A 15,426-nucleotide genomic window follows, 5' to 3' on the forward strand; every position below is an offset into this window, starting at 1 on the left:
CGTGGACGGCCCCGGCACGCCTCCCCGGGTGCCGGGCCGCTCCTGGGCTCCGGCCCTGCTCGCCGGGCACGGGGTGCTGGCCGTCGTCCTGCTCCTGGTCACCCTGGTGACCGCGCTGGTCGGCGGCCGGCTGGACGCCACCCCGGGGCCCGACGACGTCGTCCGTGCCGCGGTCCTGGTGCTCGCGCTGGCCGTGGTCGTCGTCACCGCGCTGCGGGTCGGACGGCGCCGCCCCGGTGTCGAGGCGCGCTGGTGCGCCGTCGTCGCGCTGTGGGTGGTGCTGCCCTGGGCGTGGGCCGGGTTGTGGGTCGGCGGGTCGTCCCCGGCCGCGCTCTCGGTCGGCGTCCCGCTGCTGGGCTTCTTCTGGTGGCCGTTCATCCTGGTCGCGGGGCTGCTGGGGGCCGTCGTCGCCACCGTGCTGGCAGCCGTCGCCGCCCGGCGGGCGGACTGAGCCCGGACCCCCACTCCTTGCACTCGCAGGGGTCGAGTGCCAGACTCGGGCTGGCACTCGGAGCACCTGAGTGCCAACCAGGTCGGACCGGTGAGGCACCGGCACGTGAGCCGCAGGAGGCGCACGGTGCGGGTGTCGTCCGTCGCGGGCACCGCCCGACCAGCAGCGAGCCACGCATGGAGGACACCACCACATGGCCAAGATGATCGCCTTCGACGAAGAGGCCCGCCGCGGCCTCGAGCGGGGCATGAACACCCTCGCCGACGCCGTCAAGGTCACCCTCGGCCCCAAGGGCCGCAACGTCGTGCTGGAGAAGAAGTGGGGCGCCCCCACGATCACCAACGACGGTGTGAGCATCGCCAAGGAGATCGAGCTCGAGGACCCGTACGAGAAGATCGGGGCCGAGCTCGTCAAGGAGGTCGCCAAGAAGACCGACGACGTCGCGGGTGACGGCACCACCACCGCCACCGTGCTCGCCCAGGCCCTCGTCCGCGAGGGGCTGCGCAACGTCGCCGCCGGCGCCAACCCGATGGCCCTCAAGAAGGGCATCGAGAAGGCCGTCGCCTCGGTCTCGGAGTACCTCCTCTCGACCGCCAAGGACGTGGAGACCAAGGAGCAGATCGCTGCCACCGCCTCCATCTCCGCCGCTGACCCGGCCATCGGCGAGCTCATCGCCGAGGCGATGGACAAGGTCGGCAAGGAAGGCGTCATCACCGTCGAGGAGAGCAACACCTTCGGCCTCGAGCTCGAGCTCACCGAGGGCATGCGCTTCGACAAGGGCTACACCTCGCCCTACTTCGTGACCGACACCGAGCGCATGGAGGCCGTCCTCGACGACCCGTACGTGCTCGTCGTCAACAGCAAGATCAGCTCGGTCAAGGACCTGCTGCCGCTGCTGGAGAAGGTCATGCAGTCCGGCAAGGCCCTCATGATCATCTCCGAGGACGTCGAGGGCGAGGCCCTCGCGACCCTGGTGGTCAACAAGATCCGTGGCACCTTCAAGTCCGTCGCCGTCAAGGCCCCGGGCTTCGGTGACCGCCGCAAGGCCATGCTCGGCGACATCGCCATCCTCACCGGTGGCCAGGTCGTGTCCGAGGAGGTCGGCCTCAAGCTGGAGAACGCCGGTCTCGACCTGCTCGGCCGCGCACGCAAGGTCGTCGTCACCAAGGACGAGACCACCATCGTCGAGGGCGCCGGCGACACCGACCAGATCGCCGGTCGGGTCAACCAGATCCGCGCCGAGATCGAGAAGTCGGACTCCGACTACGACCGCGAGAAGCTCCAGGAGCGTCTGGCCAAGCTCGCCGGCGGCGTCGCCGTCATCAAGGCCGGTGCCGCGACCGAGGTCGAGCTCAAGGAGCGCAAGCACCGCATCGAGGACGCGGTGCGCAACGCCAAGGCCGCCGTCGAGGAGGGCATCGTCGCCGGAGGTGGCGTCGCGCTCGCGCAGGCCACCACCATCGCGTTCGAGAAGCTCGACCTCGAGGGCGACGAGGCCACCGGGGCGAACATCGTCCGCGTGGCGCTCGAGGCACCGCTGAAGCAGATCGCCATCAACGCCGGCCTCGAGGGCGGCGTCGTGGCGGAGAAGGTCCGCAACAGCGACATCGGCTGGGGCCTCAACGCCGCCACCGGTGAGTACGTCGACCTGGTCGCCGCCGGCATCATCGACCCGGCCAAGGTCACCCGCTCCGCCCTGCAGAACGCCGCCTCCATCGCGGCTCTGTTCCTCACCACCGAGGCCGTCATCGCCGACAAGCCGGAGAAGTCCGCGCCGGCGATGCCGGGTGGCGACGGCGGCATGGGCGGCATGGACTTCTGAGTCCAGCAGCACCTGCACCACCAGCACGTCCCTGACGGGGCGGTCCTCCTCGGAGGGCCGCCCCGTTCGGCGTTCCGGGGCGGTCGTGATCACGCTGAGACAAGGGCAGGCTAACCTCACCAAGCCGCACTCGTCCGATCTTGGAGAACCATGACCCGCCGCCCCCTGGCCGCCCTCGCGGCCGCCGCGACCGCCCTCACCCTCGCCGCCTGCGGCAGCGGTGACGACAGCGCCGACACCGCCGAGGCCACCGGCGGCGCGTCCTCCGACAGCGCCTTCCCGGTCACCATCGAGAACAAGTTCGGCACGACCGAGATCCCCGCCGAGCCCGAGCGCATCGTCACGATCGGCTTCAACGACCAGGACTTCGTGCTCGCCCTCGGCGGCACCCTGGTCGGCGAGCGCGAGCTGATCGGCGACTACGACGCCACGCAGCGCCCCTGGGCGCAGGACCTGCTGCCCGACGACGCCGTCCCCACCGTCGGCAGCGACGAGCTGAACCTGGAGGAGATCGCGGCGCTGCAGCCCGACCTCATCGTGGGCGTCTACTCCTTCATCGACCAGAGCGTGTACGACCAGCTGTCGGAGATCGCCCCGACGCTGGCCCAGACCGACGAGTACGCCGACGGGGCCACCCCGTGGCAGGAGCAGACCCTGCTCACCGGCCGCGCCCTGGGCGTCGAGGACGAGGCTCAGGAGCTGGTCGACGAGGTCGAGGGCCGGTTCGAGCAGGCCGTCACCGACAACCCGGACTTCGCCGGTCAGGACATCGCCGTGGACCTGACCGGTCTCGGCGGGTCGGGCCACTACCTGCTGGGCCAGGACGACCTCCGCACCCAGTTCTTCTCCGACCTCGGCTTCACCGTGCCCGAGGCGAGCACCGAGCTGAGCGCCGAGCGGCTGGACCTCCTCGACGCCGACGTCCTGGTGATGAACGGCTACGACCAGGCCGCGCTGGACGCCGACACCCTGGTCGCGCCCCTGGGAGCCGTCACCGAGGACCGCACCGTGCTCATCGGCCAGTACTCCAGCCCGGTCTCCGCCGCGCTGGGCTTCGGCAGCCCGCTGTCGCTGCCCTACCTGCTCGACCAGCTGGTCGACCCGCTGGCCGCCGCAGCCGACGGCGACCCGGCCACGACGGTGGAGCAGCCCACCGCGTAGCCCCGGCGCCCCCCTGACGAAGGAAGCTCTGCACCCCGGTTTCTCTCCCGGAGGGGGTGTAGAGCTTCCTTTGCCAGAGGACGGGCGGGGGTCAGCGGGCTTCGGTGAACGCCACGCCGAGCTGGCCGGCGGCCTCCTCCAGCACCCGCATCACGGCGACCGTGTCGGCCAGCGGCATGACGGCGGACTCGGTGCGCCCGGCCAGCACGCCCTCGTGCACCTCGGCGATCTCGTGGCTGTACCCGGTGCCGGTGGCCGGCAGGGTGGTGGTCTCGGCGTCCGCGCCGGCCCGGTGCAGCACGATCGTGGCCGGGTGGTGGAACCGGGGGAGGACGTCGATCCAGCCCTCGGTGCCGAACACCCGCGCCTGGCCGGGCAGGGCGTTGCGCAGCGAGGTGGTCAGCGTCGCGGTGCGGCCGTCGTCCCAGCCCAGCAGCAGGGCGGCCTCGGCGTCCACCCCGGTCGGGAACGTCGAGCCCGTCGCGCGCACCGTGTCCGGCGTGCCCAGCAGCATCTGGGCGAACGACACCACGTAGACGCCGAGGTCCAGCAGCGCCCCGCCGCCGAGCTCCTTCGCGAAGAGCCGGTCCTCGGGGTCGAACTCCCGGGCCACGCCCAGGTCGGCCTGCACCGAACGGACCTCCCCGATCGCGCCCTCGGCGATCAGCTCCCGCAGCCGGACGACGGCGGGCTGGAAGCGGGTCCACATCGCCTCCATGACGAAGACCCCTGCGGCCCGGGCCGCGTCGACGACCTCGACGGTGCCGGCCACGGTGGCGGTGAACGACTTCTCCACCAGCAGCGCCTTGCCCGCGGCGATGGCCTGCAGGGCGACCGCGTGGTGCTGGGGGTGTGGGGTGGCCAGGTAGAGCACGTCGACGTCGGGGTCGGCGACCAGCTCGGCGTAGGAGCCGTACGCGGTGCCGATGCCGTGCCGGCCGGCGAAGTCCCGGGCCCGGTCGATGGACCGGGAGGCCACGGCGGTCACCGTCGCGCCGTCCACGTGCGGGAAGTCCCGGACGACGTTCTCCGCGATCCGGCCCGGTCCGACGATGCCCCAGCGGGTCCCTGTGCTCACGCCTGCGACGGTAGCGGGGGAGACTCCCACCCGTGGCGCTGCTGATCGACACCCCCGTGTGGCCCTGGCGGGGGCGGCTGTGGTCGCACCTGGTCAGCGACACCGACTACGACGAGCTGCACGCCTTCGTCGAGGCCGAGCTGGGCATCCCGCGGCGGGCCTTCCAGGGCGACCACTACGACGTGCCCGAGGAGCTGCACGCCACCGCGGTGGCCGCCGGCGCGGAGTCGGTGTCCTGCCGCGAGCTGCTGGCCCGGCTGCTCGCCGCCGGGTTGCGGGTCAGGAAGCCGCGCGCGAGCGCAGCAGGGTGAGCTCGGCGGTCAGGTTCGCCCGGGCCGGCCCGGTCCACAGCGCGGCGGTCCGGGGCAGCCGGTAGAGCGCCGGCAGCGCGAGCAGCTGCTCCAGGACGGCGGTCCGCCCGGCGGTGAACGCCTCGTCGTCCAGGTGGCCGTACTCCTCGCGCACCGCCGAGGCGTAGGCCGCGTAGCTCGCCGGTGGGCCGGCCAGCACGGCGAGGTCGGCGTCGCACAGGACGGCGCCGTTCGGGTCGTCCTCGGCCGGGTCGTGGGTGGTGGTGAGCAGGACCAGTCGCACCACCTCCGCGACGACGTCGTCGGGCACCAGCCCGAGCAGCCCGATCCGCGCCCGCTCGGCACTGACCTGCTCGTTGTCGCTGCGCTGCGGGTCGTAGGCGACGTCGTGGTACCAGGCGGCCAGGGCCACCGCGGTGGGGTCCGCGGCATCCGCGGCGAGCTCGTCGACCAGGCCGAGCACGGCGGCCAGGTGGGTGAGCGAGTGGTAGGCGCGGTGCGGCTCGGACCAGGCGCCGACGACCGCGGCCCACTCGGTGCGCGAGGTCTCGGACTCCCCGGCCAGTGCCGCCCAGTCCTCGAAGGTCACGCCCACGAGTGCACCCCGCACTGCCGCAGCGCCGTCAGGGCGAGCACCCGGGCCACGTGCACGACGTCGTCCACGGGCACCTGTTCCTGGGGGGCGTGGGCCAGGGCGAGGTCGCCGGGGCCGTAGTGCAGGGTCGGGATGCCGGCGGCGGCGTAGAGCCGCAGGTCGGTGCCGGCGGGCAGGGCCCGTTCGACCGGACGCGCCCGACCGGCGTCCTCGGCGGCCCGGGTGACCGCCGGCAGGAGCGCGGACCCCTGGGCGAGCTGGCCGCTGGCGAAGCTGCCGCCGACCCACTCCACCCGCACCGGGTGCTCGGCCAGCCAGCCGTGCCCGGCGCAGAACCGGGCCAGGTGCGCCTCGAACACGGTGCGTGCGGTCTCCACCGGCTCGCCGACCCGCACCCCGTACCGGCCCTCGGCCACCAGCCGGTCGGGCACGGTGGAGGACCAGTCGCCGGCGTGCACGGTGCCGACCGAGATGCCGTACGGCAGCCGGGTGCCCAGGAACCTGTCGACGTCGTCCTGCCGGCCGGCCTCCAGCTCGCGCAGCGCGGCGTGCACCAGACCGAACAGCTCCACCGCGCTGACCCCGGCGTCCCGCATCGCGCCGTGCGCGGCCAGCCCGGTGACGGTCAGCCGGAAGGTGAGCGCGCCGGCGCTGGCGGTCATCACCGCACCGGCGGTCGGCTCGGGGATCACGCAGGCGGCGCCGCGGTGCCCACGGTCCAGGGCCGCCCACGCGCCGAGGCCGCCGTCCTCCTCGCCCACCACGCTGTGCACGGCGAGCGGGCGGACCAGCCGGACCCCGGCGGTGTGCACCGCGCGGGCGGCGGCCAGCGCGGCCACCAGGCCGCCCTTCATGTCGCAGGTCCCGCGACCGTGCAGCACGCCGTCGACCAGTCGCGGTGCGAACGGGTCGCCCGACCACAGCGCCGGGTCACCGGCCGGGACGACGTCGGTGTGCCCGCACAGCACCAGGCCGGGTTCGCCGTCCTCGTGCCCGGGCAGCGTGCCCACCACGCCCCACGCCTCGTCGCGGACCACCTCCTGGCCGGGGGCGTCCTCCGCGGTCGCCGCGGCGACCAGGTCGACCGGCCAGCAGTCGACGTCCGAGCCCTGGGCCGCGAGCCACCCGGCGACCAGGTGCTGCGCCTCGGACTCCGCCGCACTGCCACCGACCGAGGGGACGGCGACCAGCTCCCGCAGCCTGTCGAGCAGCCACACCTCGTCCAGGGCGTCGAGCACCCGCGTCTCCGCCTCGCTGAGCCTGCTCACGGGGACCAGTCTGGCGCACTACGGTGCACGCCATGTCCTCTCCGCCGCCCCCGCCGGGCTGGTACCCCGACCCGTCCGGCACCCCCGGGAACCGCTGGTGGGACGGACAGCGGTGGACCGAGCACGTGCAGCAGGCGCAGCCCGCGCCGGTGCAGGTGCAGCAGGCCCCGCCGCAGCCCCAGCCGGGCCAGTACGGCGGCCCGCCGCCCCGGTCGGTGCTGTTCGAGCAGCCCACGCTGGTGGTGAACCAGAAGACCAAGCTGATCGAGCTGACCAACGAGTACGCCGTCTACGACGCGAACGGCCAGCAGCTGGGCGCCGTCGTCCAGGTCGGGCAGAGCACCGCCCGCAAGGCGCTGCGGTTCGTCTCCCAGCTCGACCAGTACCTGACCCACCGGCTGGAGGTGCGCGACGCGAACGGGGTGGTGCTGAACCTGGTGCGCCCGGCCAAGCTGGTGAAGTCCCGGGTGGAGGTGACCCGGGCCGACGGGTCGCCGGTCGGGGAGATCGTGCAGGCCAACGTCTTCGGCAAGATCCGCTTCGACCTGGTGGTGCAGGGTCAGCTGGCCGGGGCGATCCAGGCGGAGAACTGGCGGGCGTGGGACTTCTCGATCTCCGACCACTCCGGCCAGGAGGTCGCCCGGATCACCAAGAAGTGGGAGGGCTTCGCGCGCACGGTGTTCACCACGGCGGACAACTACGTCGTCCAGGTGCACCGCCGGCTGGAGGACCCGCTGGCCAGCCTCGTGGTGGCGGCCGCACTGACCGTGGACACCGCCCTCAAGCAGGACGAGCGCGGCTTCAACTGACGCCGGGAGGCGTACCGTTCACGGGGTCCGGGCCGGGCGACCTGTGTCCCCGGGCTCCACTGGATAACTGCCGCTGGGGAATACCGCTCTCACGAGGCTGGAGCCCCAGATGCGCAACTCGCCGCGAGGCGACCAGCGTCCGGCTCGGATCTGAACGACGACGAAGGCCCCCTCCCGCGCGGGAGGGGGCCTTCGGTCACTCGTCGGTCTGGCCCAGCAGCCAGCCGCACGGGGCGGCCAGGTCGTTGGCCGCCGTCGGACCCCAGGAGCCGGGCTCGTAGGGCTGCACCTCGGGCCGGTCCTCGAGCAGCGGCTCGACCGAGGCCCACGCCTTGGACAGCCCGGCGCTGGTGGTGAACAGCGACCGGTCACCGGTGACCACGTCGTGGATCAGCGAGACGTAGGGCGGCAACGGGGTGCCGCCCTCGATGTCGGCGAGGTCCAGCGACGTGGTGGCCTGGGTGAGCTCCAGCGACGGGCCGGGCTTCTTCGCCACGAACTGCAGGTCCAGCGAGCCGGCCCCCGACAGCGACAGCGAGACGACGTTGCCGTGCCCGGGCACCTGGGTGACCGGGCCGTCGGGCTTGCGCAGCAGCAGGGAGACCCGCTGCTGGGACTCGGCGAGCTTCTTGCCGGTGCGCAGCAAAAAGGGCACGCCGTGCCAGCGGTCGGTGTCCACCCACAGGCGGGCGGCGACGAAGGTGTCGGTGGTCGAGTCGTCGGGGACGCCCTCGATGTCGGTGTAGCCCTCGAACTGCCCGAGGACGACGTCCTCCTTGGCCAGCGGCCGGAACGCGGCGAGCACGGACTCGCGGGCGTCCTGCAGGGACTCCGGGGACAGGTCGACCGGGGGCTCCATGGCGACCTCGGCCGCGACCTGGAACAGGTGGGTGACCAGCATGTCCAGGGTGGCGCCGGTGGCGTCGTAGAACTCGGCGCGCTGGCTGACGTCGAGGGTCTCCGGGACGTCGATCTGCACCTGCTGCACGTGCTCGCGGTCCCAGACGTGCTCGAACAGCCCGTTGGCGAAGCGCAGGACGTGCAGGTCCTGGGTGCCCTCCTTGCCCAGGAAGTGGTCGATCCGGAAGACCTGCTCCTCGTCGAGCACGGAGAGCACCAGCTCGTCGAGCTCGCGGAAGGACTCCGGGTCGGTGCCGTAGGGCTTCTCGTAGACCACCCGCGAGCCCTCGGTCAGGCCGTGCTCCTGCAGGCCCTTCGTCAGCTTCTCGAACGCGGTCGGGGGGACGGCCAGGTAGTGCACGTGCTGGGGGTCCCCGCCCATCTCGGCCTTGGTGTCCTCCAGGACGTCGAGGAGGCTGCCGGGGTCGGTCTCGTCGAAGCCGCCGCCGGCGAAGCGCAGGTTCTTCGAGAACTCCTCCCACGGGCCCTCCTCGGGCTGGGGGCCGAACTCGGTGAGCGCGTCCTTGACCCGACCCTGGAAGTCCTCGTGGGACACGTCGCCGCGGCCGTTGCCGACGAGCCGCCACTCCGACGGCAGCAGGCCGTACTGGGCGAGCTGGAAGAACGCCGGCAGCACCATGCGGCGGGCGAGGTCACCGGTGGCGCCGTAGAGCACGAAGATGGTGGGGGGAAGGTCGCTGTCGGTCGTCCCGTTCTCGGGCACGGTGCTCCTCTCGCAGGGGTGCGCCACCGGGTCCGCCCGGCGTCGCCAGCCCGTGCCATGCCCGTACCCACCTGCGGCTACGCCTGCCCGGCTGCATGAGACGGCTCTCATCGTCTCCTCATGCGGACCTCGTGGTCCGTGGGCAGCATCCTGCCCATGACCTCACGCCGACTGCTCCTCGCCCTCCCCGCCGCCGCCGGCCTCGTCGTCCTCTCCGCCTGCGGTTCCGACGACGTCCAGGGCGCCGCCGAGGCGGGCGCCAGCAGCGTCTCCTCCGCCGCCTCCTCCGCCGCCTCCTCCTCCGCTGCGTCCTCGGCCACCTCCTCCGGCTCGTCCTCCGGGGGCAGCAGCGCCGCCGCCGAGATCGACTTCGAGGACCAGTCCGGCGGTGGCGACGTCGCCACGGTCGCCCGGGTGAGCGCGCCCGAGGCCGGCTTCGTGGTCGTGACCGTGGACGACGACGACCGCAGCGACGACGGCGCCGTCCTCGGCTCCACCGCGGTGGACGCCGGCACCTCCACCGACGTGCAGGTCCCGCTGGCTCCGCCGCTGGACGGCGACGCCGACCTCGAGGCGACCCTGTTCGCCGACACCGACGGCGACGGCAGCTTCGACGCCTCGGTCGACCAGCCGGTCGCCGAGCCCGAGGACAGCGACGACGGCGACGACACCGACGTGGTCGACGACGGCGCGGAGTACGCCGTCAACTGACCCTGTGCCCTGCCGGTGGGCGCGCTGAGTGCTGGGTCACTACCCTCGCCCGAGACCCAGCCGCCCACCGACGGGAGTCCCCGTGGCCAGCACCGTGCAGCAGCAGGGCACCGAGACCGAGCAGCACAAGCTGCCGATCAAGACACTGGTCTCGGCCAGCATCGGCAACGCCGTGGAGTGGTTCGACTGGACCGTCTACGCCACCTTCGTCGTCTACTTCGCCGGGCAGTTCTTCCCGGCCGAGAACGAGGCGCTGGCGCTGATCGGGGCCACCTCCACCTACGCCCTGGCCTTCTTCTTCCGTCCGCTGGGCGGGTACGTGCTGGGCCGGTTCGCCGACCTCAAGGGCCGCAAGGCCGGCATGCTCGTGACGATCCTGCTGATGGCCGGCGGGTCGCTGGTGATCGCCGTCCTGCCCACCTACGAGCAGGTCGGCTGGTTCGCGCCGATCCTGCTGCTGCTCGCCCGGATCGCCCAGGGCATGAGCCTGGGCGGTGAGGTCTCCAACGCCTCGGCCTACCTGGCCGAGATCGCCCCGGCATCGCGCCGCGGCCGCTACTCGGCGTTCTTCTACGTCTCCACCGGCACCGCGCTGCTGCTGGCCTCGCTGCTGGGTGTGCTGCTCACCAGCGTGCTGACCGACGACCAGCTGCAGGCCTACGGCTGGCGGATCGCCTTCGGCATCGGCGGCGTGCTCGGCTTCGTGGGCATGTACCTGCGGCGCTCGCTGGTCGAGACCGACCAGTTCGAGGAGAACGCGGAAAAGGCCCGGGCCACCAAGAACCCGCTGATGCAGACCATCAAGCACCACCCGCGGGCCGTCGTGCAGCTGTGCGCGTTCACGCTGCTCTCGACCCTGAGCTACTACACGTTCTTCTCCGCGCTCACCCCGTTCGCGATCAACTTCCGGGGCGCCGACGGCAACGAGGTCTTCATCGCCCTCTCGATCGGCACCGCGATCTTCGTCGCGCTCTGCTACCCGTTCGGCGCGCTGTCGGACCGGATCGGGCGCAAGCCGCAGATGCTCTTCTGGTCCGGGGCGATGGCGGTGCTGATCATCCCGCTGTCGTTCCTGGTCCAGGACGACCTGTTCTCCCTCATCGTCGTCTTCTCGGTGGGCCTGACGCTCTACGCGATGATGGCCTCGCTGGCCCCGGCGGTGATGAGCGAGCTGTTCCCGACCGAGCTGCGGGCCACCGGCATCGGCTCCTGGTACAACCTCACGGTCGCGCTCTTCGGGGGCACCGCGCCGCTGGTGATCACCGCGCTGTCCGGGGCCGGGCACCCGGTGTTCTTCTTCGTCTACGTCGCGGTCGCCGCGGCCGTGGCCTTCGGCGTCATCCTCACCCTGAAGGAGACCAGGGGCACCGAGCTGCGCTGAGGCCCCTCAGGGCCGGACCGGCCGGCGGACGACGTGACCGCCCCCTGCCGGCCGGCCCCCCTCAGGGCGAGCGTCCTCGTCATCGCACCCGATGACAGAGGAGGACACCCGTGGACGCCGTCTGGGGACCCGGAGCCGAGGCCGAACTGGCCTACCGCCGTGAGCAGCTGAGCCTGGCCCGTGGGGTGGGACGGCGGCCCGCCCTGCCGCGGTGGCCGTTCCGCCGGCGCTGACCCGGACGTGTCGGAGGGGCGTGCCACGATCGGTCACGTGCCGCAGTGGGTGGAGGGTCCGCTGGTCGGGCGGGCCGAGGAGCTGGCCCGGCTGACCGGGCACGTCGCACGGGCCAGGGCCGGTCGGCCCTCGGCGGTGCTGCTGGCCGGGGACGCCGGGGTCGGCAAGAGCCGGTTGCTCGGGGAGCTGGCCACCGTGGCCCGGACCGCGGGCCTGCGGGTGCTGACCGGCCACTGTCTGGACCTCGGCGACGTCGGCCTGCCCTACCTCCCCTTCGTCGACCTGCTGCGCCCGCTGCGCGAGGAGCCGCCCCCGGCCGCACGCCGCCCGGCGGTCGCCCCGCTCCTGGGCGGACCCGCGGCGTCCGCGGCCGACGAGGACGCCCGGCTCCAGCTCTTCGAGGGGGTGGCCGCGCTGCTGGGGGAACTCGCCGCGGAGCAGCCCCTGCTGCTGGTGCTGGAGGACCTGCACTGGGCCGACCGGTCCAGCCGTGACCTGCTGCGCTACCTGCTCACCCGGCTGGTCGAGGAGCCGGTGTTGCTGGTGGCCAGCTACCGCAGCGACGACCTGCACCGTCGGCACCCGCTGCGCCCGGTCCTGGCCGAGCTCGTCCGGCTGCCCGGGGTCGAGCGGGTGGACCTCGCCCCGCTCCCCGACGTCGAGGTGGCAGCCCTGGTGCGGGCCGCGGCGGCCGGCGACGGCGGGGTCGACGAGCAGGTGGTGGCCGACGTGGTCGCCCGGGCGGAGGGCAACGCGTTCTACGCCGAGGAGCTGCTGGCGGCCGGGGCGGGCGGCGCGCAGCTGCCGGTCGGGCTCACCGAGGTGCTGCTGACCCGGGTCGAGGAGCTGGGGCCCGACGCCCAGCAGCTCCTGCGGGTCACCGCCGTCGCCGGCCGCCGGGTGCGGCACGACCTGCTGGCCGCGGTCGCCGGGCTGCCCGGCCGGGAGCTCGACGCCGCCCTCACCGAGACGGTGCAGCGACACCTGCTGGTGGTCGAACCCGACGGCAGCTTCCGGTTCCGGCACGCCCTGCTCCGCGAGGCGGTGCTGGCCGACCTGCTTCCGGGGGAGCGCACCCGGGTGCACGCCGCCGTCGCCGCCCGGCTGCGGGTCGACGGCACGGGGACCGCGGCCGAGCTCGCCCACCACGCCCGGGAGAGCAACGACCTGCCCGCGGCGTTCACCGCCGCCCGGCAGGCGGCCGAGGAGGCCCGCTCGGTCGGTGCGCCCGCCGAGGCGCTGCAGCACCTGGAGGCGGCGCTCACCCTGTGGCCGGCGGTGCCCGACCTGCACGCGGGTGTCCCGGACGGCGAGGTCGGTCTGCTGTTGTCGGCCGCGGCCGCCGCGCGGGCGGCCGGTGAGCTGCACCGCGGGGTGGCCCTGTTGCGCGCGGCCCGGGACGCGGTGTCCGAGACCGCCGACCCCCGACTGGCCGCCCGGGTGCTGTCCACCCTGGCCCAGGCGCTCACCCGGGTCGACGACCTGGCCGGTGCGGTGGTCGCCAGCAGCCGGGCGATGGAGCTGGTGCCCGCCGAGCCGGTGACCCCCGAGCGGGTCTGGGCGGCCGCCACCCGGGCGCGCACCGCCTGGGCGACCGGCGGTGCCGACGCCGAGGCCCAGGCGGTGGCCCGGGAGGCGCTGGCCGGCGCCGAGCAGCTGGGCCTGGAGGACGCGTGGTCCGACGTGGTCATCTCGCTGGCCCGGATGACCGAGAGCGGCGACCCGGTGGCCCGCACCGCCGCGCTCACCGAGGCACTGGAGCGGGCCCGGCGCGCCGGGGACGTCGACGTCGAGCTGCGCGCCGCCTACAACCTGTCCAGCATCGCCTACGAGGACGGCGACCTCGGGGCCGCCGCGGGCTGGATCGACCCGGCAGTGGCCCGCAGCGTCGCGCTCGGGGTGGAGTGGAGCTTCTACGCCGCCGAGCTGCGCTTCCTGCAGGTCCTGGTGCGGCTGGCGCGCGGTGACTGGGCCGGCGCCCAGGCCACCGCCGAGGAGCTCGCCCGGGTCCCCGACACCGCCGCCCACGTCCGGGTGGCCGGGCTGCACGTGGCCGTGGCGCGCGGCGCCGAGGGGGTGCGCGAACAGGTCGACCGGGCCGCGGCCACCGCCGACCGGCTGGGGCACGCCACGCTGCTGCTCACCGCGGGGAGCGCCGCGATCGAGCTGGCGGTCTGGGGCCAGGACGCCTCGGCCGCGGTGGCCGTCGCCGAGCGCACCGTCCGCCGGCTGCGGGAGATCTGGCCGCTGGACTTCCTGGTCGCCGTCCGGCTGGTGGCCGTGGCGCTGGGGCCGGTCGCCGACGCCGCGGTCGTGGCCCGGGAGGCGCGGGACGCCGACACCGCGGCCCGGTGGGTGGCGGCCGGCCAGCGGCTGGTCGCCCAGGCCCGGGACGCCCAGGCGCTGTTCGCCGAGCACCTCGGGGAGGTCTCCCGGGAGGGTCGGGCGTGGGGGCTGCGGCTGGACGCCGAGCTGGGCCGGCTGCTCGGCGCGGCCGACCCCGCCGCCTGGGCCACCGCCGGCGCCGCCTTCGGGGACGAGCAGGTCTACGAGCTGGCCCGCTGCCGGTGGCGGGAGGCCGAGGCGCTGCTCGCGGCCGGGGACCGCACGTCGGCGGCCACGGTGCTGCGGGCTGCCCACGACGCGGCCGTCGCGCTCGGGGCCGCCCCGCTGCAGGCCCGGCTGGCGGCCCTCGCCCGGCGGGGCCGGCTGGACGCCGGGATCCCCGGGACGCGCCCGGTCGACCCAGCCGCGGTGTTCACCCCGCGGGAGGCCGAGGTGCTCGGGCTGGTGGCCCAGGGCCGCACCAACCGGCAGATCGGTGCGCAGCTGTTCATCAGCGAGAAGACGGCCTCGGTGCACCTGTCCCGGGTGCTCGCCAAGCTCGGCGTCTCCGGGCGCACCGAGGCGGTCGCCGTCGCCGCCGCACGCGGCCTGCTGGACTGACCGGTCAGCGCAGCACGAGGCCGGCGGCCAGGAGCAGCACCCCGACGGCGTCGACGGCCAGCGCGGTCAGCGCGGTCCGGTCGACCACCAGGCCCTGCTGGGTGAACCGCTCGGGCCGGGCCGGGTCGTACCGCAGTCGGACGGCTCCGTCGCGCCCCGGCGTCGCCACGTCGGCGGGGGTGGCTGCGGTGGCCGTGACCTGGCTGCCCTCCGCGGTGGTGAACCGGACGACGGGGAGGCGGACCCCGGACAGGTCCTGGTGTCCGGTGACCACGCCCTGCGCCGGGACCCAGCGGGAGTACCGCAGCACCCGGCGGAGGTAGAGGGTCACCCCGACCGCCATGAGGAGGGCGCCCACCACGATCATCGCGAGGGGCACGAGCGCGGGCAGACCGCTGGTGGAGGTCACCGGTGCAGCCTGCCCGAGCGCTGTCACCATGGCCCGGTGACCTCCCGGTCGGCCGTGTGGGCCGGCACCCTCGCCGCCGCCCCGCTGTGGGCGGTGGTGCAGCGCGCCGAGGCCGGTCCGTACCTGCGCCGGGACGCCGACCGGTTCGCCGCGTGCCTGCGCCGTCCGGACGTGGCCGCGTTGTCGCCCCGGGCCCGGTTCGGCTGGCTGGTCGCCCGGCACCCGGAGTTCCGCTCCCTGGTGCACTTCCGGCTGACCCCGTTGCCCTGGGCCCTGCGCGCCCTGCTCCGGGCCCTGTGGCGGCCGTTGCCCACGCTGCACCTCAACGCCGCGGTCATCGGGCCGGGGCTGTTCATCGAGCACGGGTTCGCCACCACGCTCACCGCCGCCGCGGTGGGGGCCGACTGCTGGGTCAACCAGCAGGTCACCGTGGGCCACACCGGCCGCGGCCAGCCCGTGATCGGCGACCGGGTGCGGATCGGGGCCGGCGCCGTCGTCGTCGGGCCGGTGCACGTGGGCGACGACGCGGTGATCGGGGCCAACGCCACCGTCGTCCGCGACGTCCCCGCCGGCGCCGTCATGCTCGCCCCCGAGGCCGTCCGGCGCTGCTGAGCGTGGATCAGGTC

Annotated in this window: 14 protein-coding genes; 9 read left to right on the forward strand and 5 right to left on the reverse strand. The window is 74.1% G+C overall.

Annotated elements, in window-relative coordinates; genetic code table 11:
- Window position 1: 1 nt before the first annotated feature.
- The 3 genes from F1C76_13710 (at window position 2) to F1C76_13720 (ending at window position 3,434) form a co-directional block, all read left to right on the forward strand.
- On the forward strand, window positions 2-451 hold the full coding sequence (locus F1C76_13710) for a hypothetical protein (GenBank protein QNG37497.1): 450 nt from the start codon (window positions 2-4) through the stop codon (window positions 449-451).
- A 193-nt stretch (window positions 452-644) separates the two neighbouring features.
- Window positions 645-2,273 carry a chaperonin GroEL gene (groL, locus tag F1C76_13715; protein ID QNG37498.1) on the forward strand — a complete coding sequence of 543 codons (1,629 nt, stop codon included), beginning with the start codon at window positions 645-647 and terminating at the stop codon, window positions 2,271-2,273.
- Window positions 2,274-2,423: 150 nt separating this feature from the next.
- Window positions 2,424-3,434, forward strand: coding sequence for an iron-siderophore ABC transporter substrate-binding protein (locus tag F1C76_13720; GenBank protein QNG37499.1), 1,011 nt, complete (start codon window positions 2,424-2,426; stop codon window positions 3,432-3,434).
- Between the two features lie 91 nt (window positions 3,435-3,525).
- Here the strand turns inward: F1C76_13720 and F1C76_13725 are convergent, their stop codons facing one another.
- Window positions 3,526-4,512, reverse strand: coding sequence for a Gfo/Idh/MocA family oxidoreductase (locus tag F1C76_13725; protein ID QNG37500.1), 987 nt, complete (start codon window positions 4,510-4,512; stop codon window positions 3,526-3,528).
- A 32-nt stretch (window positions 4,513-4,544) separates the two neighbouring features.
- Between F1C76_13725 and F1C76_13730 the strand changes: the two genes are divergently transcribed.
- On the forward strand, window positions 4,545-4,823 hold the full coding sequence (locus tag F1C76_13730) for a DUF4031 domain-containing protein (protein ID QNG37501.1): 279 nt from the start codon (window positions 4,545-4,547) through the stop codon (window positions 4,821-4,823).
- Here the strand turns inward: F1C76_13730 and F1C76_13735 are convergent.
- Window positions 4,792-5,433: a metal-dependent phosphohydrolase gene (locus F1C76_13735; protein QNG37502.1), complete on the reverse strand. Its 642-nt coding sequence runs from the start codon at window positions 5,431-5,433 to the stop codon at window positions 4,792-4,794. The two genes, F1C76_13730 and F1C76_13735, sit on opposite strands and share 32 nt — an antisense overlap.
- The gene (locus F1C76_13740) at window positions 5,409-6,686 is read right to left on the reverse strand and encodes an ArgE/DapE family deacylase (GenBank protein ID QNG37503.1); all 1,278 of its coding nucleotides are present in this window, start codon (window positions 6,684-6,686) and stop codon (window positions 5,409-5,411) included. The genes F1C76_13735 and F1C76_13740 overlap by 25 nt, the downstream gene beginning before the upstream one ends.
- A 32-nt stretch (window positions 6,687-6,718) precedes the next feature.
- On the opposite strand from F1C76_13740, the gene F1C76_13745 reads away from it, so the two are divergent.
- Window positions 6,719-7,495 carry a DUF2510 domain-containing protein gene (locus tag F1C76_13745; GenBank protein QNG37504.1) on the forward strand — a complete coding sequence of 259 codons (777 nt, stop codon included), beginning with the start codon at window positions 6,719-6,721 and terminating at the stop codon, window positions 7,493-7,495.
- 196 nt (window positions 7,496-7,691) lie between these two features.
- On the opposite strand, the gene F1C76_13750 is transcribed toward F1C76_13745, so the two are convergent.
- Window positions 7,692-9,230: a glucose-6-phosphate dehydrogenase (NADP(+)) gene (locus F1C76_13750; protein QNG37505.1), complete on the reverse strand. Its 1,539-nt coding sequence runs from the start codon at window positions 9,228-9,230 to the stop codon at window positions 7,692-7,694.
- 45 nt (window positions 9,231-9,275) lie between these two features.
- On the opposite strand from F1C76_13750, the gene F1C76_13755 reads away from it, so the two are divergent.
- The 3 genes from F1C76_13755 to F1C76_13765 all read left to right on the forward strand — a co-directional run bounded on the left by F1C76_13755 (window position 9,276) and on the right by F1C76_13765 (window position 14,391).
- Window positions 9,276-9,830 carry a hypothetical protein gene (locus F1C76_13755; GenBank protein QNG37506.1) on the forward strand — a complete coding sequence of 185 codons (555 nt, stop codon included), beginning with the start codon at window positions 9,276-9,278 and terminating at the stop codon, window positions 9,828-9,830.
- An 82-nt stretch (window positions 9,831-9,912) separates the two neighbouring features.
- Window positions 9,913-11,211 (forward strand): MFS transporter, encoded by a 1,299-nt coding sequence (locus tag F1C76_13760; GenBank protein QNG37507.1) that lies wholly within the window; start codon window positions 9,913-9,915, stop codon window positions 11,209-11,211.
- Window positions 11,212-11,481: 270 nt separating this feature from the next.
- Window positions 11,482-14,391 carry an AAA family ATPase gene (locus tag F1C76_13765; protein ID QNG37508.1) on the forward strand — a complete coding sequence of 970 codons (2,910 nt, stop codon included), beginning with the start codon at window positions 11,482-11,484 and terminating at the stop codon, window positions 14,389-14,391.
- Window positions 14,392-14,395: 4 nt separating this feature from the next.
- Here F1C76_13765 and F1C76_13770 read toward each other — a convergent pair whose 3' ends face one another.
- Complete coding sequence (locus tag F1C76_13770; protein ID QNG37509.1) at window positions 14,396-14,830, reverse strand: DUF3592 domain-containing protein; 435 nt, start codon at window positions 14,828-14,830, stop codon at window positions 14,396-14,398.
- Between the two features lie 93 nt (window positions 14,831-14,923).
- Here F1C76_13770 and F1C76_13775 point away from each other — a divergent pair, with 93 nt between their 5' ends.
- Complete coding sequence (locus F1C76_13775) at window positions 14,924-15,412, forward strand: serine acetyltransferase (protein QNG39242.1); 489 nt, start codon at window positions 14,924-14,926, stop codon at window positions 15,410-15,412.
- Window positions 15,413-15,426: the final 14 nt, after the last annotated feature.

This window comes from Geodermatophilaceae bacterium NBWT11 (assembly GCA_014218215.1).
Lineage (GTDB): Bacteria > Actinomycetota > Actinomycetes > Mycobacteriales > Geodermatophilaceae > Klenkia.